Origin of the sequence: Bacillus sp. FDAARGOS_527 (assembly GCF_003812125.1) — a bacterium.
Taxonomy (GTDB): domain Bacteria; phylum Bacillota; class Bacilli; order Bacillales; family Bacillaceae_G; genus Bacillus_A; species Bacillus_A paranthracis.
Window position 1 is genome coordinate 3,727,002 of record NZ_CP033795.1, and the last position, 23,933, is coordinate 3,750,934.

At 37.1% G+C, this 23,933-nt stretch carries 26 protein-coding genes and 1 other annotated feature; of the genes, 10 read left to right on the forward strand and 16 right to left on the reverse strand.

The genetic code is table 11. The features are described from left to right. Positions 1-61 precede the first annotated feature (61 nt). From thiI to EGX95_RS21980, 4 genes are all read right to left on the reverse strand, one after another. Positions 62-1,276, reverse strand: coding sequence for a tRNA uracil 4-sulfurtransferase ThiI (thiI, locus tag EGX95_RS21965; RefSeq protein ID WP_000989282.1), 1,215 nt, complete (start codon positions 1,274-1,276; stop codon positions 62-64). A gap of 6 nt (positions 1,277-1,282) precedes the next feature. Beyond that, positions 1,283-2,425 (reverse strand): cysteine desulfurase family protein, encoded by a 1,143-nt coding sequence (locus EGX95_RS21970; protein ID WP_000638965.1) that lies wholly within the window; start codon positions 2,423-2,425, stop codon positions 1,283-1,285. 168 nt (positions 2,426-2,593) lie between these two features. Further along, entirely contained in the window at positions 2,594-4,306 is a 1,713-nt protein-coding gene (ezrA, locus tag EGX95_RS21975) for a septation ring formation regulator EzrA (RefSeq protein ID WP_000377296.1), read from the reverse strand. Positions 4,307-4,513: 207 nt separating this feature from the next. After that, positions 4,514-5,356, reverse strand: coding sequence for a LysR family transcriptional regulator (locus tag EGX95_RS21980; protein WP_000362562.1), 843 nt, complete (start codon positions 5,354-5,356; stop codon positions 4,514-4,516). A gap of 124 nt (positions 5,357-5,480) precedes the next feature. Here EGX95_RS21980 and EGX95_RS21985 point away from each other — a divergent pair, with 124 nt between their 5' ends. Then, complete coding sequence (locus tag EGX95_RS21985) at positions 5,481-6,425, forward strand: DMT family transporter (RefSeq protein ID WP_001036060.1); 945 nt, start codon at positions 5,481-5,483, stop codon at positions 6,423-6,425. A gap of 11 nt (positions 6,426-6,436) precedes the next feature. Here EGX95_RS21985 and refZ read toward each other — a convergent pair whose 3' ends face one another. Beyond that, entirely contained in the window at positions 6,437-7,075 is a 639-nt protein-coding gene (gene refZ / locus EGX95_RS21990) for a forespore capture DNA-binding protein RefZ (protein WP_000814931.1), read from the reverse strand. Between the two features lie 147 nt (positions 7,076-7,222). Between refZ and EGX95_RS21995 the strand changes: the two genes are divergently transcribed. Then, a complete protein-coding gene (locus EGX95_RS21995; RefSeq protein WP_000494345.1) occupies positions 7,223-7,702 on the forward strand; it encodes a GAF domain-containing protein in 480 nt (159 codons plus the stop codon). A gap of 61 nt (positions 7,703-7,763) precedes the next feature. On the opposite strand, the gene megL is transcribed toward EGX95_RS21995, so the two are convergent. Further along, complete coding sequence (gene megL, locus EGX95_RS22000) at positions 7,764-8,942, reverse strand: methionine gamma-lyase (RefSeq protein WP_000726578.1); 1,179 nt, start codon at positions 8,940-8,942, stop codon at positions 7,764-7,766. Between the two features lie 397 nt (positions 8,943-9,339). Here megL and rpsD point away from each other — a divergent pair, with 397 nt between their 5' ends. Then, on the forward strand, positions 9,340-9,942 hold the full coding sequence (gene rpsD / locus EGX95_RS22005; protein WP_000135319.1) for a 30S ribosomal protein S4: 603 nt from the start codon (positions 9,340-9,342) through the stop codon (positions 9,940-9,942). Positions 9,943-9,996: 54 nt separating this feature from the next. Here the strand turns inward: rpsD and EGX95_RS22010 are convergent, their stop codons facing one another. Continuing rightward, positions 9,997-10,125 carry a hypothetical protein gene (locus EGX95_RS22010; protein ID WP_000050944.1) on the reverse strand — a complete coding sequence of 43 codons (129 nt, stop codon included), beginning with the start codon at positions 10,123-10,125 and terminating at the stop codon, positions 9,997-9,999. 150 nt (positions 10,126-10,275) lie between these two features. Here EGX95_RS22010 and EGX95_RS22015 point away from each other — a divergent pair, with 150 nt between their 5' ends. After that, positions 10,276-10,578 carry a YjdJ family protein gene (locus tag EGX95_RS22015; protein ID WP_000154635.1) on the forward strand — a complete coding sequence of 101 codons (303 nt, stop codon included), beginning with the start codon at positions 10,276-10,278 and terminating at the stop codon, positions 10,576-10,578. Positions 10,579-10,656: 78 nt separating this feature from the next. Here EGX95_RS22015 and tyrS read toward each other — a convergent pair whose 3' ends face one another. From tyrS to acsA, 5 genes are all read right to left on the reverse strand, one after another. Then, positions 10,657-11,913, reverse strand: coding sequence for a tyrosine--tRNA ligase (gene tyrS / locus EGX95_RS22020; RefSeq protein ID WP_000512078.1), 1,257 nt, complete (start codon positions 11,911-11,913; stop codon positions 10,657-10,659). 70 nt (positions 11,914-11,983) lie between these two features. Continuing rightward, positions 11,984-12,213, reverse strand: a binding site (T-box leader). A gap of 76 nt (positions 12,214-12,289) precedes the next feature. Continuing rightward, entirely contained in the window at positions 12,290-12,535 is a 246-nt protein-coding gene (locus tag EGX95_RS22025; RefSeq protein ID WP_001293796.1) for a hypothetical protein, read from the reverse strand. Next, complete coding sequence (locus tag EGX95_RS22030; protein WP_000057178.1) at positions 12,516-13,061, reverse strand: RNA polymerase sigma factor; 546 nt, start codon at positions 13,059-13,061, stop codon at positions 12,516-12,518. Before EGX95_RS22030 ends, EGX95_RS22025 begins: the two co-directional genes overlap by 20 nt. Then, positions 13,042-13,497 carry a hypothetical protein gene (locus tag EGX95_RS22035; protein WP_000066453.1) on the reverse strand — a complete coding sequence of 152 codons (456 nt, stop codon included), beginning with the start codon at positions 13,495-13,497 and terminating at the stop codon, positions 13,042-13,044. The genes EGX95_RS22030 and EGX95_RS22035 overlap by 20 nt, the downstream gene beginning before the upstream one ends. Positions 13,498-13,774: 277 nt before the next feature. After that, positions 13,775-15,493 carry an acetate--CoA ligase gene (gene acsA / locus EGX95_RS22045; protein ID WP_000862052.1) on the reverse strand — a complete coding sequence of 573 codons (1,719 nt, stop codon included), beginning with the start codon at positions 15,491-15,493 and terminating at the stop codon, positions 13,775-13,777. 176 nt (positions 15,494-15,669) lie between these two features. On the opposite strand from acsA, the gene acuA reads away from it, so the two are divergent. From acuA to EGX95_RS22065, 4 genes are all read left to right on the forward strand, one after another. Next, positions 15,670-16,302, forward strand: coding sequence for an acetoin utilization protein acetyltransferase AcuA (acuA, locus tag EGX95_RS22050; RefSeq protein WP_000581401.1), 633 nt, complete (start codon positions 15,670-15,672; stop codon positions 16,300-16,302). Between the two features lie 17 nt (positions 16,303-16,319). Beyond that, complete coding sequence (locus EGX95_RS22055) at positions 16,320-16,964, forward strand: acetoin utilization AcuB family protein (RefSeq protein ID WP_000634569.1); 645 nt, start codon at positions 16,320-16,322, stop codon at positions 16,962-16,964. Further along, entirely contained in the window at positions 16,961-18,127 is a 1,167-nt protein-coding gene (gene acuC / locus EGX95_RS22060; protein ID WP_000092805.1) for an acetoin utilization protein AcuC, read from the forward strand. Before EGX95_RS22055 ends, acuC begins: the two co-directional genes overlap by 4 nt. A 152-nt stretch (positions 18,128-18,279) precedes the next feature. Beyond that, positions 18,280-19,155, forward strand: a complete 876-nt coding sequence (locus EGX95_RS22065; RefSeq protein WP_000515266.1) for an alpha/beta fold hydrolase — start codon at positions 18,280-18,282, stop codon at positions 19,153-19,155. A gap of 51 nt (positions 19,156-19,206) precedes the next feature. Here the strand turns inward: EGX95_RS22065 and EGX95_RS22070 are convergent, their stop codons facing one another. The 3 genes from EGX95_RS22070 to EGX95_RS22080 form a co-directional block, all read right to left on the reverse strand. After that, entirely contained in the window at positions 19,207-19,479 is a 273-nt protein-coding gene (locus tag EGX95_RS22070; protein WP_000502324.1) for a hypothetical protein, read from the reverse strand. Positions 19,480-19,597: 118 nt separating this feature from the next. Continuing rightward, the gene (locus tag EGX95_RS22075) at positions 19,598-20,287 is read right to left on the reverse strand and encodes a response regulator transcription factor (protein ID WP_001993852.1); all 690 of its coding nucleotides are present in this window, start codon (positions 20,285-20,287) and stop codon (positions 19,598-19,600) included. A gap of 1 nt (position 20,288) precedes the next feature. Continuing rightward, positions 20,289-21,743, reverse strand: coding sequence for a sensor histidine kinase (locus tag EGX95_RS22080; protein WP_000023837.1), 1,455 nt, complete (start codon positions 21,741-21,743; stop codon positions 20,289-20,291). Positions 21,744-22,062: 319 nt separating this feature from the next. On the opposite strand from EGX95_RS22080, the gene EGX95_RS22085 reads away from it, so the two are divergent. Together EGX95_RS22085 and mscL are read left to right on the forward strand one after the other, a co-directional pair. Next, positions 22,063-22,989 carry a Gfo/Idh/MocA family protein gene (locus EGX95_RS22085; RefSeq protein ID WP_063246732.1) on the forward strand — a complete coding sequence of 309 codons (927 nt, stop codon included), beginning with the start codon at positions 22,063-22,065 and terminating at the stop codon, positions 22,987-22,989. Between the two features lie 128 nt (positions 22,990-23,117). After that, positions 23,118-23,519, forward strand: coding sequence for a large-conductance mechanosensitive channel protein MscL (mscL, locus tag EGX95_RS22090; protein ID WP_000267020.1), 402 nt, complete (start codon positions 23,118-23,120; stop codon positions 23,517-23,519). A 50-nt stretch (positions 23,520-23,569) separates the two neighbouring features. Here mscL and EGX95_RS22095 read toward each other — a convergent pair whose 3' ends face one another. After that, the gene (locus EGX95_RS22095) at positions 23,570-23,842 is read right to left on the reverse strand and encodes a DUF3917 domain-containing protein (RefSeq protein ID WP_000636593.1); all 273 of its coding nucleotides are present in this window, start codon (positions 23,840-23,842) and stop codon (positions 23,570-23,572) included. Positions 23,843-23,933 lie beyond the last annotated feature (91 nt).

A 23,933-nucleotide genomic window follows, 5' to 3' on the forward strand; every position in this document is an offset into this window, starting at 1 on the left:
AGTATAGAGTGTGATAAATAACATGACTTCATACACGGTTTACATATGGTAATTTATGGTTTTAGAAAAGTTCTTCGAATTTTTCTTCTTCCGCCACTACTTCTACCGTTTGTAATACCATAGTTTCTTTGTTCGCTACAGCTTCATCGATTAATGGTGTGAAATCGTATTTCGCTTCAAAACGATTCGCTTTTTCACGCTTCGGCTTCGTCGCTGGGCTTGCTGGTGTGAATACTGTACAGCAATCTTCGTACGGACGAATTGAAATATCATATGTGCCGATTTCTTCAGCGATTTTAATAATCTCTAATTTATCCATCGTAATAAGCGGACGAATAATTGGATAGTTTGTTACTTCGTTAATCGTATGCATACTATCTAACGTTTGACTTGCTACTTGTCCAAGACTTTCACCAGTCGTGATTGCTAGAGCGTTACGCTCCTCTGCGATACGCTCTGTAATACGCATCATCATACGGCGCATAACTGTCATTGAGTAACTAGATGGGATTTCTTTATTAATCGTTTTTTGCACTTCTGTAAATGGAACAAGGTGAAGTGTTACACGTTTACAGTATTTCGTTAACTCTTGTGCTAAATCGATTACTTTTTGTTTTGCGCGCTCACTTGTGAAAGGTGGGCTATGGAAGTGAACTGCTTCCACAGATACGCCGCGTTTCATCGTTAAGTACGCTGCTACTGGGCTATCAATACCGCCAGAAAGAAGTACCATTACTTTTCCGCCAACGCCAACTGGTAAACCGCCAGCTCCCATACGCTCATCGCACATAATGTAGCTATAGCCACTGCGAATTTCTACACGTACATTTACATCTGGATTATGAACATCTACAGTAATATCTTCTGTATTTTCTAGAATGTGTCCACCAATCTCAGGTAATAATTCCATCGTTCTCATTGGGAAATGCTTATAAGAACGGTGTACAGTAATTTTAAATGTTTTCACATCGCCTTTTACTTGTAAGAAAGCTGCTAATGCACCTTTTTTAATGTCTTCTAATTCTGATGGTACTTTCATCGCTAAGTTAAACTTATGAATACCAAACACATCTTTTAATCTTTCAGATACCGCTTCATGATCTTCGCCATTTAATTGGATATACATACGATCATGTGTTGCATCGATTTTAATATTTGGGAATTTTTTCAGTTTGAACTTTACGTTATCTTTTAATGTGCTTACAAATTTAGAACGGTTCTTACCTTTAGTCGTCATCTCTCCATAACGAACTAAAATATATTCATATGTCATCATATTCCTTTACCTCATCACTTCATATAATTTTGGCATCGTCTCTTTCACAATACCTTCAAATTGCTTTACTTCTTCCATCGTGTTTTCTGGTGCTAAACTAATGCGAATAGCACTTGCAGCAGCGGCATGTGGTACTCCCATTGACACTAACACTCTGCTCACTTCATTTGCTTTTGAAGAACAAGCAGATTTCGTTGATACATATACACCGTGCTCTTCTAAAGCATGAACGACCACTTCTGGTTTTAAACCTACAAATGATACATTTAAAATGTGCGGTGCTGCATATGCAAGCGACGTATTAATCGTTACATCTTCCATCTCTTTAAAGAAACGAACAAGCTCTGCTTGTAAACTTTGCAAATGAGCTACCTTTTCTTTCACTTGCTCCATTGTCATGCGAAGTGCTTTCACCATCGCTACAATGCCAGGTAAGTTCTCTGTACCAGAGCGATACTTCAGCTCTTGTTGACCACCTGATAAAATTGGATCTAACCTTACGCCATCACGTACATAAAGAAGACCCGTTCCTTTTACACTGTGGAATTTATGTCCAGATATTGAGCAAAGATCAATATGAGAAGCGTATAAATTAAGCGGTACTTTTCCTATCCCTTGTACATGGTCCACATGGAATCTTATTTTCGGATAATTCGATAATAACGTTCCAATTTCAGCAACAGGCTGAATTGCTCCAGTCTCGTTGTTCACGTGAATAATTGACACAAGAATCGTATCTTCACGAAGCGCTCGTTTTACATCCTCTACCGATACAACACCATGCTCATTAACCGGTAAATATGTTACATCAAAACCGAGATCTTCTAATTGTTTATATGCTTCAAACACAGACGCGTGTTCAATATTTGTTGTAATGATATGTTTACCGCGCGAACGATTCCTCATCGCTATTCCTTTAATCGCAAGGTTATTCCCTTCCGTTCCACCTGATGTGAAAATAATTTCAGAAGGCTTAACGTGAAGAAGCTGCGCTGCAATTGTTCTTGATTGTGTTAATAGACGCTCTGCCTCTCCTCCAAGCGAATGAATAGAAGAAGGATTCCCAAAATATTTCCCCGCAACCGTTACGTACGATTGAAGAGCTTCTGGATATGGCTTTGTCGTCGCACTATTATCAAAATAGATCATCGTTCTTCCCCTTTCAGCGCTGTCACATCATATAATCATATCACAAATACGTGTCATTACGCTAAGACTACTCAAAGGTTCCGTTATATTTTAAAACGAATAACCTTACTGTATTCCGCTATTCATTATAGCAACATCGCCTGCAAAATTACACAAAAAAACAAACCCTTATGAAAGGGTTTGTTCATTGTCTACATATTCAGCTATTTTTTGAACAACGCCAGGCTCAAGTTGCTCTAGTACAGAAGCCGCTTGTTCTAAAGCCGCATCGTATTGATATTCACGGAATAATTTCTCCGCATAATTTAAGCTATCTGCAAGGTTCTCATCATGACTGCGGTAACGATTACCGTATTGAATTAATTTTTCAACTAAATATGCCTGTCCAATTAACTCTTCTGTCATTTCAGCAACACCATTAACAGTTGTGTAAGCTTCTTCTAAACTACTATTTACAGCATTCATATTTAACGGCTTCACTTCTAATTGTTCATATACAGCTTGCATTGCCATTTGTCCTCTTTTTAAATCTTCCATAATACTCTCTGGAAGACCTGGCAAATTCGACTTTTGCATAAAGCGTTTCGTTTCGAAAATAGTATTTCGCATTTCTTGTAACTTCTCACGCGCTTCAAATTCTTCTTTACGCATCGTTTGCAGCATTTCTTTATATTCTGCATGAAGTACTTTTAATGTTTCACATTGCTCATAAATCTCTTCTAGTTCCTCACGAATAATAGAGAAGGCAATATCTTGTTCCGCAACCCGTAATTGCAACATTTCAAAACGTTTCATTAAAATGTGCATTTGCTTTTCAATTACTTTTTGAGACTCAATGTCCTTATCTTGTAACTGATAGCTTTGTTTCACGAGCTGTGTTTCTGCTTTTGTTTCAATCGTTTCAATGCGAATTTCTTCTAAGTCTTCATAAACAGAAAGTGTTTTTTGCTCCACATAATGTCTCGCATGTACTTCTTGTTCTAGTTGATCATAGAAGCTATCTAAACTTGTTTTTAAGTTTTCTACTTTTTCAGCCGCTTCTGTTATGTGAAGCTCCTGTATATCCATTAAACATATTTGTAGTTGTTTCTTCATATCGCGAACTTCTTTAGGAATTTCCAAATACTCTAATACATAACCTTGTCTTACCATATCATTATGTCCGTGTAATAAATCTTCCAACTGAACCGGTAACGTCGCTTGACACTCTACCAATAAATCTGGAATTTGGTGAATAATGATTTCTAAATCTGCTAAACCTTCTTCCAAACTAATAACAATTTCTCTCGCTTTTAAATAGTCGCCATTGTTTGTTGCTTCTTCAAAGGTTTTAAATTTCTCAGATTCAGCGTCTAGCATCTCTTCGATTTTCTGCTCTGCTGCTCCATACATATGTCTATGAGCAAGAACACTCTTCTTCATACTACGATATGTATCACGTAACCCTTCGATTTCCGAGCTATTTTTTTCATGGCTTTCTAACAATTGCTGTAATTCATTTAAAATGTCTGTAATACGATTATCAGCGTCATCTAAACCACTTATGGATTCATTCATCGCATGCTTTGCTTTTCGGAAGGAGAATTGCGAGGCGAATTTTCGCGCTTGCGCTAAATCTTTTTCAGCTTTCGGAATGGTTGTTGATACAATTTCATCCCATTCTTCACGCCATTTACCAAACAGTTCTTCTGTTTGACCCGTCATATTTAAATCTTTCACCCGTTTTAGCTCATCTGCCACAGGTTTATCTTTTATCTCTTGTTTCCACTGCTCAAGTGCTTCAATATCTTTATATGAACGATTTCTTATCACAAGCTCTATCATGAGCAGCACTAGAATAGAGCTTACTACAATGATAACGATCGTCAGGATAGAATCCATGCAAAAAAGCCTCCTAGTTATATCTCTTTTTTTGTCCGTTCCGTTTATGAAATGGAAGGCATTATGTATAAAAAGGGAATTCCCCTATATTTAACAACTAACAATGTACTAATCATACCATGTAATCGTTTGTTTTTGACCTAGTTTTTTTTAAAATTTCATGTTTCTTTCAATGCAATTGTAATCTTTCTCAATATTCCGTTTGGATTACCTCTCATCAGCAAATGAATGCAGCAAAGGGCCTTCTTCCATATGAGATGCGAAATATATTTTACGTACAATTGTCGGTTCAATAGAAATCGCATGCACATTTCCTTGTCTTACCGCTTGCTCTACTGCTATTTCTGGAAGTAACGTGATGCCAAGTCCAGCACTGACCATCGCAAGCATCGGTTCTGCATAAGAAGTTTCAAATGCAATAATCGGTTTCGCACCTATCCCTTGAAACAGATTCGTAATCATTTTCCTTACATCGCAGATTTCTGGGTATACGATTAACTTTTCATTTTGCAAATCTTCCATTCGAATTACTGTTTTCTCTTTATAAAGATGATCATTTGAAACGACACACACAATTTTTTCTTCTCGTATTTCTTTTATACACGTAGCACCTTCTACTACTGAATCGATGAACATCGCTTCAATCTTCCGTTCTTTAAAAAGTCCTATCAGTACTTTCGTATGCTCAATTTTCCATTCTATTTCGAACCCGTCACCTAATATATCTTTACATTTCGCTATGTAATGTGCTGCTAAACTTGGCAATATGCCTATAGAAATGTTCCGCTTCTCTTGAAATTTCTTCATTTCGGCTTTCACTTCATGTATGTGTCCCAAAATCGGTAACATTCTTGTTATAAATAGCTCTCCAGCACTTGTTAATTCGACTCCTTGCGCGGAACGTTTTAATAAAGTAACCTCTAAATCCGCTTCTAACCTTTGAATTTGTTTACTAAGCGCCGGCTGAGAAATATGTAAAATCTTACTCGCCTTTGATAAACTTCGCGTATTCTTCACTTCAATAAACGATCGTACTGCCTCTAGATCCATCGTACACACCTCTAACAAAAAGTTATAACTGTCATAAAAAATCGATATTTCCTTCTATAAACAATTACTCTTTATACTTATTTCATCAACTTACTATAACGAAATGTAAAGGGGAAAGATACTCTTGAACAAAAAACAAATGCTACTCGGGTCCCTCCTATGCTTACTTGCCGTAACGGCTTGGGGATTTATGTTTCCTGTCATGGCAAACGCCTTACAGTTTATCGATCCGTTCTTCTTCACAACGATTCGCTATGGATCAGCAGCTATTATTTTTCTTATTCTGCTATTACTTACCGAAGGGACAAAGTCACTCCGCTTAGAAAAGAAAACACTTTCGTTACTCTTTTACGGAACAGTCGGTTTCGCAGGATATGGTTTTCTCGTTTTCTATGGACAACAACTTGCCGGACCGTCTGGAGCCATCCATGCCGCGATGATTCAGTCTCTTATGCCACTCATCGCTTTATTATTGCAGTGGATAACAAAAAATAAACGCCCACAAAACTATACATTCCTTTGTATGTTTGTTGCATTATTCGGTGTTATGCTTGTCATTTCAAAAGGAAATATTCACTTATTATTTGGAGCTGCCAGCCATCTCTCAACAAATATACTTATGCTGTGCGGCGTTACTTGCTGGGTCATTTATACAAACGGTGGTGCTAGTTTTCAATCTTGGTCGCCACTTAGGTATACGACGTTAACTTGTTTATTTGGCTCAATTTCACTCATCACTATCGTCACTTTTTTAACTTATACAAACGTCGTTACTGTACCTTCACTATCGACAATTATGAACGTTCGTTTTGAACTCTTATATATGTCTATTATTGCAGGCGTTATCGCAGTATTTTGCTGGAACGCAGGAAATCGCTATATTTCATCCATTAATGGCATATTATTTATGAATTTAGTTCCTGTACTTGCACTTATCGGTTCCATCTTTCGAGGTTATACAGTCGACAAAATTGAAGTTGCTGGAGCCTCATTAACAATTATCGCGCTATTATGCAACAATTTATGGCAAAGAAAAGAAAGCACAAAAATCCCCACCTCAGTTCGTTAGGTGGGGATTTCTCACATATGAACAGCTCTTGGCCATTCATAATACATATTCGTTATACATAATGTTTGTTCCATCCATTGTTCAATTTCTTTCGTGTACATTTCTAAGAAAAAGGTCTCAGATGGAAAAGAATGCAACACTTCTGATATATATTGCGGATATAAAAACGGCATATTTATCATGCCTTTTAATTGCGTCATAAACATTGTAAAAGATACCTTTTTAAATTCTTGTTTCATTTGTCCTTGTCTAATCATTTGCTCTATATAATATCTTTCTTTAGAAAAATAAACGGTCATCACTTCGCGAATTAATGTCGTATCAAGCGACAGCTCTCGGTAAAAGAAACGTGTCAGCTCCCTATTATCAAATTGATATCGTAAAATCCCGCGCACCATTTGCACCATCACATCTTTAGCCGACAAATATTCTCTCTGTTCAAAGGACGTTTCAATCACATGAATATACCCTTCTAAAAAATTAGTAATAAGCTGCTCTAATAGGCCTTGCTTTCCAGCAAAATAATATGAAATATTCGCTACATTCACATCCGCTCGCTTTGCAATGTCTCGCACCGACGTTCCATCATAACCTTTCGTGTTAAACAACGATATTGCCGCATCAATTACTTTTTGTTTCGTCTGTTTCATGCGCTCACTTCCTCTCACTGAACAGCTATAGTGTAAATTTCTTGACTTTTAAGACAAATTCCTTTAATTTTCTATCGACAAAGTCATGTGAAATACATCGTATTTTGCTAATGTTTTACACATCTCGATAAAAAAGGAGCTGTTTCCATGTTTACTAAAGAAAGTTATACAGGATCTCGCGTGCAGCAATATGAGACAGTAATAAAACAACTGGATGCATTATTAACTGGCGAATCAAACGTAGTCGCAAACTTATCAAATGCGTCCGCATTATTAAACCAATTTTTGGATCGTGTTAATTGGGTTGGCTTTTACGTAACAGAAGGAAATCAGCTTGTTCTTGGACCATTCCAAGGAATGCCTGCTTGCGTGCGCATTCCATTTGGACGAGGCGTTTGCGGCGTTGCAGCTGAAACGAAAACAACACAGCTTGTAGCAGACGTTCATCAATTCCCAGGACACATCGCTTGCGACAGTGCTTCAAATTCAGAAATCGTCGTACCGATTATTAAGGATGGGAATGTCATTGGTGTACTTGATATTGATAGCCCTGAAAAAAAACGTTTCGACGAAGTAGATCAGCGCTATTTAGAAAAGTTTGTGGAAACACTCCTAAAACATATGTAACAAAAAAGAGCTAGTTATCGATTAAGTACATGACGTACAAAACCGATAGCTAGCTCTTTTTTTATTGATTACTAACAGTAGATATTTTCTTTAACGCTTGCTCTAAATCAGAAACAATATCCTCCCACGATTCTAAACCGACAGATAAACGTATTAAATTATCATAAATGCCCATTTCTTGTCTTAACGCAGCTGGAATCGCGGCGTGCGTCATCGTTGCTGGGTGCTGAATTAACGTTTCTGTATCTCCTAAACTTACCGCAATTGTAATAAAGTGAAGGTCATTAATAAACGCCTGCGTCTCTTCTTTCCCGCCTTTAATTGAAAAAGATATAACACCGCCCCCACGTTTCATTTGGCGAGATGCTAACTCTCCTTCTGGATACCAAACACCTTCTACCGCATCATGATTTTTTAGGAACGATACAATTTTTTCTGCATTATCACAATGACGATCCATTCTTACTGCTAGTGTCTTTAATCCGCGTAACAATAACCATGCGTCAAACGGTGCCATAATACCGCCGATATCTTTTCGCATCGGGCGGATTTTTTCAGCTAACGCTTTCGTTTTACAAATTGTTACACCCGCCACAACATCACCGTGACCACCAATATATTTTGTCGCACTATGAACAACCGCGTCACAGCCAAGTTCAAGCGGTCTTTGTAAATAAGGTGAACAAAACGTATTATCAACAATAACAAGTAACCCATTTCGCTTCGCAACCCGAATCACTTGTTTTAAATCAATTAATTTCATTGTCGGATTAATCGGTGTTTCAACGAAAATAAGCTTTGTATTCGGGCGAATTTTATTTTCCATATCAGCCTCTGTCTCCATATCACAAAACGAATGCGTAATCATAAATTTTTCTTCTAACACTTCTAAAAAACCGTATGTGCAGCCGTATAATCCATTTGAACAAATAATATGATCTCCAGCTTTTAGAAAACCAATTAACGTTGCGGAAATAGCTGCCATACCAGATCCGAAAGCAAGCGCTTCTTCTCCTCCTTCTAACACCGCCATACGTTCTTCGAATAATTTCACAGTCGGATTTCCAAGTCTTGAGTAAATATAAGATGGATCCACTCCCGCAAAACTCGCCTCTCCTTGCTGCGCAGTCTCAAATGTAAATGTAGACGTTTGAAATAAAGGCGGTGTTAAACTTCCTTTATGTGCCTCTGATGTATAACCGTGATGAATTAACGCTGTCTCCATATGCTTCTTTTTCATAAAAACATCCCCTTTTATGTTTTTATTGCCGCATATTCATCATTAAAACTTTGATGAACGTTTTACTTCATTTTATGTAAGCGTTTTATTTGTGTTTCTATCTCTTCTTTTATATCGTTTTAAATTCCTTCTTGTTCATTTCCAAAATTTATATGCATAAAACAAAAACGTACTCGCTTGACGAAACTCTCGGTAAAAGATATAATAGCGTTTGTGTAAAATAAAAAGGCAGCCTTGTAATGTGAGTTTATCGTTTGTATTTTGTTCCTCTACGGAGGTGTATCTCGTAACTCCCTGCTGCTGGAGCGAAGGTACATGAAAACAAAATGCCCGTAAATATCGATTACGTCTGTTTTTATTTTACGTAAATAAAAACATTTTAAAGGAGGAGTCAACTATGGCTCGTTATACAGGTCCAGCTTGGAAACTGTCTCGTCGTCTTGGAATCTCTCTAAGCGGCACAGGAAAAGAATTAGAAAAACGCCCTTACGCACCAGGTCCTCACGGTCCTAACCAACGTAAGAAACTTTCAGAATACGGTTTACAATTACAAGAGAAACAAAAACTTCGTCACATGTACGGCATGACTGAGCGTCAATTCCGTCGCACATTTGACCAAGCAGGTAAAATGCCTGGTAAGCACGGCGAAAACTTCATGATCCTTCTTGAAGCTCGTCTTGACAACTTAGTTTACCGTATGGGCTTAGCTCGCACTCGTCGTGCAGCTCGCCAATTAGTAAACCACGGTCACATCATGGTTGATGGCGCTCGCGTAGATATCCCATCTTACCGTGTAAAACCTGGTCAAACTATCAGCGTTCGCGAAAAATCTAGCAACCTTGTTGTTGTTAAAGAAGCGATCGAAGTTAACAACTTCGTACCAGAATACTTAACTTTCGATGCTGACAAATTAGAAGCTACTTACACTCGTCACGCTGAGCGTGCTGAGTTACCAGCTGAAATCAACGAAGCATTAATCGTAGAGTTCTACTCTCGTTAATGACAAAAAGCCAATCCTGTGGATTGGCTTTTTTCGTTTATATATAAAATTAAATTATTTATTTTCCTCTTTCTGAACATATACATAAGCATCTTTCTGCTCTTTATGTACATCCACCTTCGAATTCTCTGCAAGCTGACCCGCATTTAGCAAAGAAAAAATAATGAGCGCTTCTAGTGACATTTCGTTTTACCACTCCTTTCTAGTTGTTATACATTTATCATACCGCTTACATGTGATTTCCGTATGAACTCGAAAAGGAGATTACAACAAAATGGTTACAAGTATATGAATGCACGCTATAATAACCATAAAATAGGAGGTTGATTCATTTTGACAATAAACCAAATGGTTCAGTTAGGCAGTGCATGTATGTTGTTTATTACTTCCGCGCTTATTAATTGGTATCAGGGAAGTAATTTAATAGATGATCCTGATGAATGGAAATATAGCGCTAAGTTTACGAATTACTTCAAAGGCACCGTTTCAAATTACGAAGATATTTATCAAATCGATTTTTTTATATACGCAGCAAAATTTTATCCGACAGCATTTATCGTTATGCTAGTGAGTTTACTTTATATGCTCATATTAATTCTTTATATTCTATTCAAAAGAAAAGATACGGCGTTTTAAATCCATACATAAAAACCCCCGAATCATAAACTTTTCAGCCTACAATTCGGGGTACTATTTGTTTATATTCGTTTCGGATTAGTAACGAATTAAGAAATATTTCTTTTTACCGCGGCGAATGATTGTGAATTTACCTTCGATGCGGTCTTTTTCTGTTACAACGTAGTCTAATGCTTGTGTACGCTCACCGTTTACGTAGATTGCGCCGTTCGTTACATCTTCACGCGCTTGACGTTTTGATGGAGAGATTTTGCTTTCTACAAGTAAGTCGATTAATACTGTATCTTCTGCAGTGCGTTCTACAGATGGTACGTCTTTGAATCCTTGCTCGATTTCGCTTGCAGTCAGTTCTGCTACAGAACCGCTGAATAATGCAGCTGAAATTTTAATCGCTTGTTCTAATGCTTCTTCGCCGTGAACAAGTTTTGTCATTTCTGCACCTAATGCTTTTTGTGCTGCACGTTTTTCTGGTGCCTCGGCTACTTGCTTTTCAAGCTCAAGAATTTCTTCATGAGATAAGAATGTAAAGTATTTTAAGTATTTAACAACATCACGGTCATCTGTGTTAATCCAGAATTGGTAGAACTCGTAAGGAGTTGTTTTCTCTGGGTCTAACCAAATTGCGCCGCCTTCTGTTTTACCAAACTTCGTACCGTCAGATTTAGTAACAAGTGGAATTGTTAAACCGAATGCTTTCGCATCTTCTTCTGATTTACGGATTAATTCAAGACCAGCTGTAATGTTACCCCATTGGTCACTACCACCGATTTGTAAGCGGCAATTATGGTGTTGGTATAAGTTTAAGAAGTCGTATGATTGTAAAATCATGTAACTAAACTCAGTAAATGAAATACCAGTCTCTAAACGAGATGCTACTGTATCTTTTGCTAGCATATAGTTTAAACCGAAGTTTTTACCGATATCGCGTAAGAATGAAATGACATCTAAGTTACCAAGCCAATCATAGTTGTTAGCCATTGTTGCTGGGTTGTCCACGTTTTCGAACTCTAAGAAGTTTGAAAGTTGGTTTTTAATGCTTTCTGTGTAATAAGCAACTGTATCTTTCGTATTTAATGTACGCTCTGCTTTTTTACCACTTGGGTCACCGATCATACCAGTACCACCGCCAACAAGTGCGATTGGTTGGTGACCAGCTAATTGGAAACGACGTAACATTAATACTGGTAACATATGACCGATGTGTAAGCTATCCGCTGTCGGGTCGAAACCACAGTATAATTTAACGCTTTCTTTTTCTAATAATTGCTCAAGGCCCTCAGCGTCTGTTTGCTGATTAATTAGACCGCGAAATTCAAGATCTTGTAAAATACCCATATCCTACATACTCTCCTTTAAGTTCATTACTGGCGTGAAGGTTAAAAACATAAAAAAATCGCCCCTTCAAATAAGGGACGATTTTGATTATCGCGTTACCACCCTAGTTGCAGACCAAAAAAAGCCTACCACCTTATTTACATAACGGCTTAGCACCGTCTCTTCCCTTTTGAATACAATTCAATCGAAAAAAGATGCTCTAGGGGCGTAATTCGCGATCATCTATGTGCTGATTTTCACCGACCATCAGCTCTCTAAAACAGGGAAATGATCACTACTTCTCCCTTTCCACGCTCAATTATTCATATACTTTTCTTTATACCATCATTTATATAGGCGTGTCAAATAAGGTCGGGTTTCTCTTCTTGCCAATCCTTTACAACGTCATAAAGAGTATCGTAATAAGAGAAAGAATTGGAACCCCAACTAATAACGATACGTGAAACACAACTGATAAATCATTCCCAATCGTAGCCTCCACAGGATCTTTCGCCGGGGAACCAAGAAACCCGATTAATCGATCGAATCGACTTACCGTTTTTGGAAAGTCCGGTACTTCTACATGGTCACTATCTAAATGCTGTTTTAATTTATATTCACTCTTAAAGGGATTTTCGCTCAATTTCGTCCACCTCCAGCAATTGTTTCAATTTCTTTATCCCGTTATGAAGTCTCGACTTCACCGTTCCGACTGGAATATCTAATACCTCTGCAATTTCTTTTTGCTGCATATCATGATAATAAGAAAGGATTAGGACCGCTCTTTGCTCTTCTGGAACTTTCAAAATTGCTTCTCTTACTGTGAGCCGATCTTCGTGAGAAAATTCTTTTTCCTGAATCGGCACTAAAAATGGAAAAAGCGTACGCCACTTTTTTCTCCTATTTAATTTATTAATCATAAGACGATAACCAATTTGAAATAAATACGTTTTTATTTTTCCTTTTTCAAGTTCATACATATGTTTCTTACGCTCTAGCGTCAAAAACGTATCTTGGACAAGGTCGATACTCAATTGTTCATCTCGGTTAAATCGATATAAAAATGTGTATAGCGCTGGTTTGATTAAAACGTATAGTATTTCCCCAGCCTGCTTATCTCCACTTTGATATGCAAGCATAAGTTCCTCCTCAATCCCAATCTGCGCCATGATTTTTGATCTCCTTTATTCCTTTTAACGTTAATGAAATACGGGAAATTAAATAGCAGCTTGCGACAATAATCCATACTTGTGATTGATTCGTAAAAAATTGAACGTACGGGTTTTGAATTGTATGGCCAGTTGAAACTAAAATATTTAATGCTTGCACACATATGCATGCATACACTGCAAGACAAGCCGAAATCGTATCAAATACATTCCAGCGAAAATATACTTTTGTTTTCATAAAATCAATTTTATATCCATTTTTTCTTACTATATGTTTTCTATCAAATGGAATAATAATTGAAAACATAACAATCATCATAACGCCAGCTGTAATCATTGATACTTTAAATCCGATTGGCATCGGTAATAGCAAACCACAAGAAAATACGACTATAACTCCAATTAAAGCAAAAGTAAGAAGTAATTTATTAGACATAAAAAAGCCTCCCTCATCTATTCTTTCATAAATGTATACAGACGAGGAAGGCACTTCGTTCAAATATTATTTTATTTTTTTATAATCTTTGCAGGATTTCCGCCAACTACTACATGATCTGGCACATCTTTTCATACAACTGGATCAGTCGGTATATATATTTCTCCTAGTATCATTTTTTCTTTTTCTGTTTTCATTTTCTTCCCTCTTTATATGTAGGTTAAAGAGGGAAGAAAAAAGAAAGGCCTGAACACTATTTCGTTCAGACCTTTCTCTCTTAATCTTCCATCGTTGATAAGTCACCTGTTGGTAAGTTTAACTCCCACGCTTTTAATACGCGGCGCATAATTTTACCGCTTCTCGTTTTCGGTAATTTATCTCTAAATTCAATTTGTCTTGGCGCTGCATGAGCTGCTAGACCTTTCTTTACAAATTGACGAATTTCTTCTTTTAATTCTTCAGATGGTTCGTACCCTGCACGAAGCGCGATAAATGCTTTAATAATTTCGCCGCGCACCGGATCAGGAATACCAATTACACCAGCTTCTGCAACAGCAGCATGCTCGATTAATTTGCTTTCTACTTCAAACGGACCAACGCGCTCACCTGACGTCATAATTACATCGTCAATACGTCCTTGGAACCAGAAGTATCCATCCTCGTCCATATAGGCAGAATCACCTGATACGTACCAATCGCCCGGCATAAAATAAGACTCATATTTTTGCTTGTTATTCCAAATTCCACGCATCATAGCTGGCCAACCTTTACCAATTGCTAAGTTACCCATTGTGTATGGAGGCACTTCATTTCCTTCATTATCAACAATCGCTGCTTTCACACCTGGAATTGGTTTACCCATTGAACCTGGACGGATTTCCATGCAAGGGTAATTACAAATAACTTGTCCACCTGTTTCTGTCATCCACCACGTATCATGAATACGAAGTCCAAATGCGTTCATACCCCAGCGAATTACTTCTGGATTTAACGGTTCACCAACGCTTAATACGTGGCGCACTTGTGATAAATCGTATTTTTTAATTGCATCTTGTCCAGCACCCATTAACATGCGAAATGCTGTTGGTGCGCTATACCAAACTGTTACACCGTAATCTTGCAGCGCTTCATACCACGCTTCTGGACTAAAGCGTCCGCCTAAAATAACATTTGATGCTCCGACTAACCACGGCGCGAAAATACCGTAAGCAGTTCCCGTTACCCAGCCTGGGTCAGCTGTGCACCAATATACATCGTCTTCTTTTAAATCTAATACCCACTTCGCCGTTTGATAGTGCTGAACCATTGCGTTTTGCGCATGAAGCACACCTTTTGGCTTACCAGTAGAACCAGACGTGTAATGTAGAATCAAACCGTCTTCACGGCCTAACCATTCAATATGTAATTCTTTTGAAGCTTGTTCGAATAAAGGATTGAATGCTACCGTTTTACCGCCTTCTTCTACATTATCTCCAACAAGAAAGACTGTTTTTAAAGCAGGTAAATCATTTAATGGTACACGCTCTAACAATTCAGGTGTTGTAATTAACACTTTTGCTTCGCTATCTTCTAAACGATCGCGAACTGCGCCTTCCATAAATGCTTCAAATAGCGGACCAACAATTGCTCCCAACTTCACTGCACCAAGAAGTGCGAAATATAACTCTGGGGAACGCGGCATAAAAATAAAAACGCGATCGCCTTTTTCTACATCGCCATAATTTTTTAGGACATTTCCTGCTTTATTAGAAAAATCCTTCATTTCCTTAAATGTATACTTCTCTTTTCGAGATCCATCTTGATAATAAAGGGCTACTTTATTCTTCCGATCGGATTTCGCATGCTTATCAATTGCCTCATACGCCATATTCACTCGGCCTGTTTCATTCCAAGTAAAGTTTTTATTAACCTCTTCCCAGTTAAAATTCGCGTATGCCTCATCATAATTCGGCAAATTATTTTCTCCTTTAATGACAGGAAGCGTTTCTACTTTCATACTTTACATCCCCCTCCTATGTATTCTATTATCTATTATAATAACATTATTTAAAATTTTCAGTATATTTGTTGATTTTTAGACAAATTTTTAATGACAAATTTCGATTCACATCGCATATATTATAAAGTACGATATGAATAGATTCACAAACCCTCAAGGTGGTGAGCAATACATTGATCCATAAAAAAATATATAATGCTAGAAACTTAAAAACAGCGAAAGGCACTTTAATTATTGAAGGGCCTGTCTCTACACATAACTTAGAAATGTATGAATTTCATCCAGATTTAGTTGCGTTTCGTCCTGCCGAGCAGCAATATAAAGCAATTGTCGAAATTTCTAAATTGCCAGAAGCTCGTCTCATTATTGCTAGACATGAACAAACGATTGTTGGATATGTTACATACTTGTATCCTGATCCACTTGAACGATGGTCAGAAGGAAAAATGGAAAACTTAATTGAGCTTGGGGCAATTGAAGTGGTCCCAGCCTTCCGCGGGAGTTCTGTCGGAAAGAATTTACTAGAGGTTTCTATGATGGACGATTATATGGAAGATTACATTATATTGACGACTGAATATTATTGGCACTGGGATTTGAAACAAACAGGCTTAAATGTTTGGGAGTACCGAAAAGTAATGGAAAAGATGATGAATGCTGGCGGGTTACAATGGATGGCTACAGATGATCCTGAAATTTGTTCACATCCTGCTAACTGTTTAATGGTCCGCATCGGTAAACGCGTTGATACGGATTCTATTCAAGCATTTGATCGTCTACGTTTTCACAATCGTTTTATGTATTAATAAAGGGGGCAACTGGAATGATTGTAGAAGAAATTATGAATCAAGATGTGGTGACACTACATCCAAACGATACAATCGAAACAGCAATCCGAACGATACGCACGAAAGGCATTCGGCACATTCCAATTGTCGATCAAAATAATCATGTTGTAGGCATTATTTCTGATCGGGATGTAAGAGATGCAAGTCCGTCTATTTTAGATGAACAAGTTTCACTCGATATGCTGAAGCAACCGCTCGAACTGATTATGAAACATCCTGTTATGACTTGCCATCCTCTCGACTTTGTTGAGGAAATTGCTACTTTATTTTTTGAAAATAAAATTGGCTGTCTTCCTGTTACAAAGGCAGGAAAGTTAGTTGGAATTATTTCTGAATCTACTGTACTGCACACGTTAGTGAAATTAACAGGAGCACATCAACCGAGTTCACAAATTGAAATTCAAGTAAAAAATGAACCTGGCATTCTCGGAAAAGTCGTTGCTATTTTTAGTGAGTTACAAATAAATATCGTGAGCGTTCTCGTCTACCCAGCAAAAGATGAGAATGATAAAGTACTCGTTTTCCGCATTCAAACGATGAATCCGCTAAAAGTGATTGATGCACTTGAAACAGAAGGCTACCGCGTATTATGGCCAAACATCATGGGGATGCAAGCATGAGTAGCGCGTTTATTTATTCGGATGACTTTCGGGGCTATTCATTTAGCCCTGATCATCCTTTTAACCAACTGCGCGTCACACTTACGTACGATTTATTACAAAAGGGCGGTTTCATCTCTCCTTCTCAAATCATCTCACCACGGATGGCTACAGATGAAGAGATTGCCTACATTCATACAGAGGAGTACATAAATGCGGTAAAACGTGCTGGAGAAGGAAAGTTAGAAAAATCAATTGCGATGACATATGGACTCGGAACAGAAGATACACCGATGTTTCCAAATATGCACGAAGCAAGCGCATTACTCGTTGGTGGTACGTTAACAGCTGTCGATGCTGTTCTTTCCGGAAAAGTAAAACACGCACTTAATTTGGGCGGCGGCTTACATCACGGCTTTCGCGGCAAAGCATCTGGCTTTTGTATTTATAACGACAGTTCCATCGCAATGAAATATATTCAGAAGAAATACGGTTTACGCGTTTTATATATTGATACAGATGCTCATCACGGTGATGGTGTACAGTGGTCCTTTTATGACGATCCTAACGTATGCACCATTTCACTACATGAAACTGGTCGATATTTATTCCCTGGAACTGGCGCTGTAAACGAACGCGGACAAGGTAATGGCTATAGTTATTCTTTTAACGTTCCACTCGATGCTTTTACAGAAGACGAATCGTTTTTAGATTCCTATCGAACTGTCGTAAGAGAAGTGGCCGCATACTTTAAACCGGATATTATTTTAACGCAAAATGGTGCTGACGCGCATTATTACGACCCACTTACACACCTTTGCGCAACGATGAATATTTACCGCGAGATACCGAAGCTCGCTCGCGAAATCGCTAACGAATATTGCGAAGGTCGCTGGATTGCTGTCGGCGGCGGTGGCTATGACCACTGGCGCGTCGTCCCAAGGGCTTGGGCACTCATTTGGCTCGAAATGAACAACATCCAAAACATCTCAGGTTATCTCCCTCCAGAATGGATTGAAGCTTGGAAAGGACAAGCAGAAACAGAACTTCCTCTCACATGGGAAGATCCAGACAACATGTATAAACCTATCCCCCGAAAACCAGAAATTGAAGAAAAGAACGCATTAACTGTAGCGAAATCCCTTGAAATTATTCGGAATAATATGAAAAAATCTTTGTACTAAACGAAAAGGAGGCTCGTTTTTGAATAGCCTCCTTTTATTTATTGTCGATTTCTATCGGTAAGTCGATATATTTTAATAATCGCTGATATATTTCGAGTTGCGCCGATATATTTTGATAATCGCTGATATATTTTTATGTACTAACGGACTTTATGGGAAAAGGTCGTGATATTATGTGGAAACAACAAATGGTCAACACGAAACGCGGCACATTCGAGCTTTTTACTAAAGGCAGTGGCGAACCACTTTGCATTACACATCACTATTCCCAATTTAATGAAACCGGTGATTACTTTGCGGATGTTTTCACTTCTACGCATCGTGTATTCCTCATTAATTTACGAGACGCTGGTAACTCGGTAAAAGCCAATTCAGAAAAAGAATTAAGTATGATTGAAACGATTCACGATTTAGAAGCTATACGAGAAGCTTTACAACTTCCAACATGGCATTTCGCTGGTCATTCAACAGGTGGTATGCTTGGACTTCTATACGCAATCACATATCCCAAATCCTTACAATCACTAGTCGTCGTTGGAGCCGCAGCAAGTAATTATACTGAAACACCATTTTGTATTTATCATCCCGCACACCCAAAGTTTCATTATATGCAACAGCTCATCGAAAATTTAAAAAGCCCTCACCTTACAAATGAAGGACGGAAAGAACTATCTACTGAGAGAACAAAATTATCATTGTATAAACCAGAAAACTATAATTCTTATTTTTGTAAACCAATTGTAAAAACAATGTCTGCTAGCCGGATGAATGCTTTTTCTCACGAATATCCAGCATTTAATTTACGAGAACATTTACCTTCTATGAAAACAAAGACACTTATTATATGCGGAAGACACGATGTGCAATGCCCGATTCAGTATTCTATCGATATGCATGAGGATATATGCGATTCTACTTTTGTGACATTTGAGGAGAGCAACCATTATCCTTTTTTAGAAGAAGCTGCTCAGTTTACTTCTACTACTCAAACATTTTATAAATCGTTACGCCAGTACCGTTATTATTAAAAAAAGCTCACAGTCTCCATAAGACTATGAGCTTTTTTTAAAAGAAGTATTTCAACTAGTAACAATTAAAAGAAGAACACACAAAACCACTAAACCTAAATCAATAAATACTGCCTTTTTATCTCCTTCTTTTAAACTTATTAGAAAACTAGAAACTATTTTAATTGCAAAAAAGACCATCATAAATAACCAACCGAAATGATCATTTGTATAATCTTCATCATAAAACATTTGTATTGCACCAATAATTAATAAGATAAGTATAATATTAGTCCCGATTTTTAAAGCCTTGTTTGATTTATTATCTTTTAATATATCCCCCAAAATGTAGCACGCCCTCTCACACTCTCCTATGTTTTATCTCTCTTTATATTTTAACATGAATTACCTATTATTCCCTTTTGATCACATAAAAAAACCTGCCAAAGCTTTGACAGGTTCCCTACACGTTAAAACGATAACCAGCTCCCCATACCGTTTCAATATATTGCGGGTGAGCTGGATCTCTTTCAATTTTTTCACGTAGCTTTCTAATATGAACGACAACAGTTGCTAAGTCACCAGCGGAGTCTAATCCCCAAATACGTTCAAATAGCTGTTCTTTATTTAATACTTGATTTGGGTTTGTGACAAAGAATGTTAATAAATCAAATTCCTTCGTTGTAAACGCAACTTCTTCATTGTTTATAAAAACTTTCCTCGCCCTTTGATCAATAGAGATTCCGTGAATATATAGCGTATCGCGTTGCTTACTTACATTTCCTAATAATCTTTCATAACGAGAAATATGCGCTTTTACCCTTGCGACTAATTCACTCGGGCTAAACGGTTTCGTTATATAATCATCCGCTCCTAAACCGAGCCCGCGAATTTTATCTATATCTTCTTTTTTTGCTGAAACAAGTAAAATCGGAATATCTTTTATAGCTCGAATTTGCTTACAAATTTCAAATCCATTCATTTTCGGAAGCATAATATCTAAAATAATTAAATCGTAGTCTTCTTGCAGGGCCATTTGTAAACCTGTTTCTCCTGAATGTTCGACATCAACTTGAAAATCATTAATTTCTAAATAATCTCGCTGTAATTCTGCAATGCTTACTTCATCTTCTATTAGTAAAATTCTTTTCAATTTACTCACCACATTTCTCTACTTTTTCCAATGAGAAGAAAATGCTTGTGCCTTCCCCAAGCTCGCTTTCCGCCCAAATTTCCCCGCCATGTTCTTCAATAATTTGCTTCGCTATCGCTAAGCCAAGTCCACTTCCACCTGTACTAGAATTTCTCGATTGCTCTGCACGATAGAAACGTTCAAAAATATAAGGAAGTGTATCAGATTCTATACCTGATCCGTTGTCCATTACTTTCACAATCACTTTATTGTTATCACTCGATACTGTTACAGTAATTTTCTTTTCTTCTTTATCCATGTATTTCACACTATTATGAATTAAATTTGATATCACTCTATTTATCTTTTCGCAATCAGCCTTTACATAAAGTGGTGATGCATGTAATTGTAAGTTAACTTCTATACCTTCTTTACTTAAATCCATCTGCATCTCTTCTATTAATTCTTGCATAAACATATTTAATTCAACCGTTTCAAACTGAAAGGGAACTCGATTCAAATCGAGCTTTGAGAATAAAAATAATTCATCAATGAGTGTATCCATATGTCTTGCTTTCGTATGGATAGTTGTCAAATACTTATCCATTTTTTCTGGCGTATTTGCTACTCCGTCTTTTATTCCTTCTACATATCCAATAATAGATGTAATCGGTGTTTTTAAATCGTGAGAGATGTTTGAAATGAGCTCTTTTCGATTTTCTTCATACTGCGTTTGCATCTCTATCGATTCTTTTAATTTCTTCCTCATTTCCTCAAATCCTTGATTCAATTGCCCAATTTCATCGTGCGATGTAACTGGTATTTGAAAATCTAAATTTCCTTCTTTAATTTTTTCAGTCGCATCTTTCAATACAAAGATTGGTTTTATAACACTTCTTGAGACGAGGTAACTTAATAATCCAATAAGTAAAATAGCTAACAGTAAAAGTGATACGAACAAAATCGGAAATAACTTTTGTGTAAGATCTACAAATGAACTTTGCTTCTTTAATACAAATATACTCCCCTCTTCTTCCTGAGGAAAATAAAAATCAAACTTTACATATCGATAAAATGTATCGCCGAGTTCCGTTGTACCACGACTATTAATATTTGCAGATTCAAATTTCGGAAGGGCTTCCTTTAAAGCCCCACTTTCAAATACTTTTGTAGCATAAGAAATGTTTTCTCCCTTTCTTACAACGATTTTCACCCCTTCTTTTTCAAGTGATGAAACGAACGATTCATCTAATAGTTGCGATTGATGTTTCTTTGCTGCCATCTTTAACTCAATATACGCATTCTCTTCTTCTGACGTAAGCGGCTTTTGAATATAGGAGCTTTTATAGAAATTTTTCACTGCTTCCAAATCACCTGTTATCGAAAAAACGATTAAAAATCCCGCGATTAATATAAGCGTAATGGAAACGAGAATGACAGCGATATAAGAAAATAAAAACCTTGTTTTAATAGACATATGTTACATCCTCACTTTATCAAACCTTATTACTCATAAGCATAAAAATATATGTTCAAATACTCAAGCGATTTTATAGTAATTTTAGCGTCAGTTTATAAAAATTTAATGTTCTTCTTTTACAGTTGAACACGGTGCAGATGTAAACATTCCAGATAATGATGGTGTTACTCCGCTAGAGCATGCTCGTGCTCATCACTTTGAAGAGATAGAGAAGATTTTGTTAGAAGAACATAAGTAAAACGCTAATTTTTGCTTTCCTTCCCCGCCCTATGCTACATTTAAGCCGTTATATCAATATGAATAGGTGGGAATACACATGAAAAAACCTAAAATTGGAATGATTGGACTTGGAAGTATTGCACAAAAAGCTTATCTTCCAACACTTACAAAAGAAACAGATTGGAATTTTGTAGGGGCGTTTACACCTAACGCAGAGAAAAGGAATCAAATTTGTCAGCAATACCGCATTCAAGAATTCCATTCTATTGAAACGTTAGCTTCAGAATGTGATGCAATCTTCGTTCATAGTTCAACTGCTACTCATTATGAAATCGTTTCTGAACTTCTGAAAAAAGGAATCGATGTTTACGTAGATAAGCCGCTAGCTGCTACAGTGGAACAGGCTGAAAAACTAGTCGAGTTGAGCGAAAAATATAACCGAAAGTTAATGGTCGGATTTAATCGCCGCTTCGTTCCTATGTATGTTGCGGCAAAAGAGCAAGCTCATCATATTTCATGGATTCGAATTGAAAAGCATCGTACAAATAAAGTCGGGCCCTATACGTACGACTTTACGATGTTAGATGATTACTTACATATTGTAGATACTGCTCGCTGGTTAGCTAACGATGAGCTTAACGTCGTTCATAATATGATGCAAATCAATGAAAAGAATGAACTTCTTTACGGACATCATACATATACAACGCCAAGTGGACTGTTACTTTCTACCGCAATGCATCGCCATGCCGGTACAAATTTAGAACAAATTGAACTTGTCACAACAGGAAAAATCATTCGCGTAAAAAACATGAACACATTTGAAGTTGAGCAAGAAAATGCAGTTTCTCAAATTGGTTCCCCATCATGGGATACGACGTTAAAACAACGTGGTTTTGAAGATGCTGTTCATCATTTCATTGAATGTGTGCAAGGAGATACAAAGCCTGTTGTAGATGGATTAGAAGGATTAAAAACGCAGCAGCTTTTGCAATCTCTGCTGAATAATGTAAACAAAAATTAAAACGGATACATTTTTCAGAATTTACTTTCATTCCCATTCCCTCTTTATTTCTCTCGAAAATTTCTATAGAATATGTTGATAGGAATTATAAATTTCATAATGAATCGTGGAAAGGATGGGATTAACACATGTGGAACGAGTTTAAGAAATTCGCGTTCAAAGGGAATGTCGTTGATTTAGCTGTCGGGGTTGTAATCGGTGCTGCATTCGGTAAAATCGTTAGTTCTTTAGTAAAAGATGTTATTACACCATTACTTGGTATGGTATTAGGTGGCGTTGACTTTACAGATTTAAAACTTACATTCGGTAAGTCATCTATTATGTACGGTAACTTCATCCAAACAATTTTTGATTTCTTAATTATTGCAGCGGCTATCTTTATGTTCGTTAAAGTGTTCAACAAACTAACATCTAGAAAAGAAGAAGAAGAAAAAGAGGAAGAAATTCCAGAACCAACAAAAGAAGAAGTTCTTCTTGGCGAAATTCGCGACTTGCTAAAACAGCAAAACTCTTCTAAAGATAGAGCATAATTGAACGGATAAAAAGGCATGTCCCGAGAGGGACATGCCTTTTCTATATGCTATAACGTTTCCGAATTCATATGAATAAATAAAATAATACCAGCAACCATAAGTACCATAATACTACTTGCAAATAGTGTAATCCCCATAAACATTAAACTTGTGCTCATATCCACCGATACACTTTCAATAAAAATAGAAATTACATACGTGATAAGGGCAATTCCTGCAAGAATACTTCCTGGAACAAATCGCTTTAAACCATTTTGTTTTAACGTCATATATGCAAAAATAGCAGTCATACAAAGCGTAATTATCCAAAGAACGATCATCTCTTCTCCCCCCTCACAAGCCTTTTCTTTCTATTATACATGACATTGCCCTATAATAGTTATTTTTACACTTATGTGACATATAACAAGG

What these genes read in the sequence shown, in the direction of transcription:
- rpsD (WP_000135319.1), top strand. Translation starts at nt 9,340, where the DNA reads ATGGCTCGTTATACAGGTCCAGCTTGGAAACTGTCTCGTCGTCTTGGA.
- EGX95_RS22065 (WP_000515266.1), top strand. Translation starts at nt 18,280, where the DNA reads ATGGGAAAAGGTCGTGATATTATGTGGAAACAACAAATGGTCAACACG.
- megL (WP_000726578.1), bottom strand. Translation starts at nt 8,942, where the DNA reads ATGAAAAAGAAGCATATGGAGACAGCGTTAATTCATCACGGTTATACA.
- tyrS (WP_000512078.1), bottom strand. Translation starts at nt 11,913, where the DNA reads ATGGGTATTTTACAAGATCTTGAATTTCGCGGTCTAATTAATCAGCAA.
- EGX95_RS22080 (WP_000023837.1), bottom strand. Translation starts at nt 21,743, where the DNA reads ATGTCTATTAAAACAAGGTTTTTATTTTCTTATATCGCTGTCATTCTC.
- EGX95_RS22085 (WP_063246732.1), top strand. Translation starts at nt 22,063, where the DNA reads ATGAAAAAACCTAAAATTGGAATGATTGGACTTGGAAGTATTGCACAA.
- mscL (WP_000267020.1), top strand. Translation starts at nt 23,118, where the DNA reads ATGTGGAACGAGTTTAAGAAATTCGCGTTCAAAGGGAATGTCGTTGAT.
- EGX95_RS22055 (WP_000634569.1), top strand. Translation starts at nt 16,320, where the DNA reads ATGATTGTAGAAGAAATTATGAATCAAGATGTGGTGACACTACATCCA.
- EGX95_RS22010 (WP_000050944.1), bottom strand. Translation starts at nt 10,125, where the DNA reads ATGTCACTAGAAGCGCTCATTATTTTTTCTTTGCTAAATGCGGGTCAG.
- thiI (WP_000989282.1), bottom strand. Translation starts at nt 1,276, where the DNA reads ATGATGACATATGAATATATTTTAGTTCGTTATGGAGAGATGACGACT.
- ezrA (WP_000377296.1), bottom strand. Translation starts at nt 4,306, where the DNA reads ATGGATTCTATCCTGACGATCGTTATCATTGTAGTAAGCTCTATTCTA.
- EGX95_RS22095 (WP_000636593.1), bottom strand. Translation starts at nt 23,842, where the DNA reads ATGATCGTTCTTTGGATAATTACGCTTTGTATGACTGCTATTTTTGCA.
- EGX95_RS21995 (WP_000494345.1), top strand. Translation starts at nt 7,223, where the DNA reads ATGTTTACTAAAGAAAGTTATACAGGATCTCGCGTGCAGCAATATGAG.
- acsA (WP_000862052.1), bottom strand. Translation starts at nt 15,493, where the DNA reads ATGAAAGTAGAAACGCTTCCTGTCATTAAAGGAGAAAATAATTTGCCG.
- EGX95_RS22030 (WP_000057178.1), bottom strand. Translation starts at nt 13,061, where the DNA reads ATGGCGCAGATTGGGATTGAGGAGGAACTTATGCTTGCATATCAAAGT.
- refZ (WP_000814931.1), bottom strand. Translation starts at nt 7,075, where the DNA reads ATGAAACAGACGAAACAAAAAGTAATTGATGCGGCAATATCGTTGTTT.
- EGX95_RS21980 (WP_000362562.1), bottom strand. Translation starts at nt 5,356, where the DNA reads ATGGATCTAGAGGCAGTACGATCGTTTATTGAAGTGAAGAATACGCGA.
- acuC (WP_000092805.1), top strand. Translation starts at nt 16,961, where the DNA reads ATGAGTAGCGCGTTTATTTATTCGGATGACTTTCGGGGCTATTCATTT.
- EGX95_RS21970 (WP_000638965.1), bottom strand. Translation starts at nt 2,425, where the DNA reads ATGATCTATTTTGATAATAGTGCGACGACAAAGCCATATCCAGAAGCT.
- EGX95_RS22035 (WP_000066453.1), bottom strand. Translation starts at nt 13,497, where the DNA reads ATGTCTAATAAATTACTTCTTACTTTTGCTTTAATTGGAGTTATAGTC.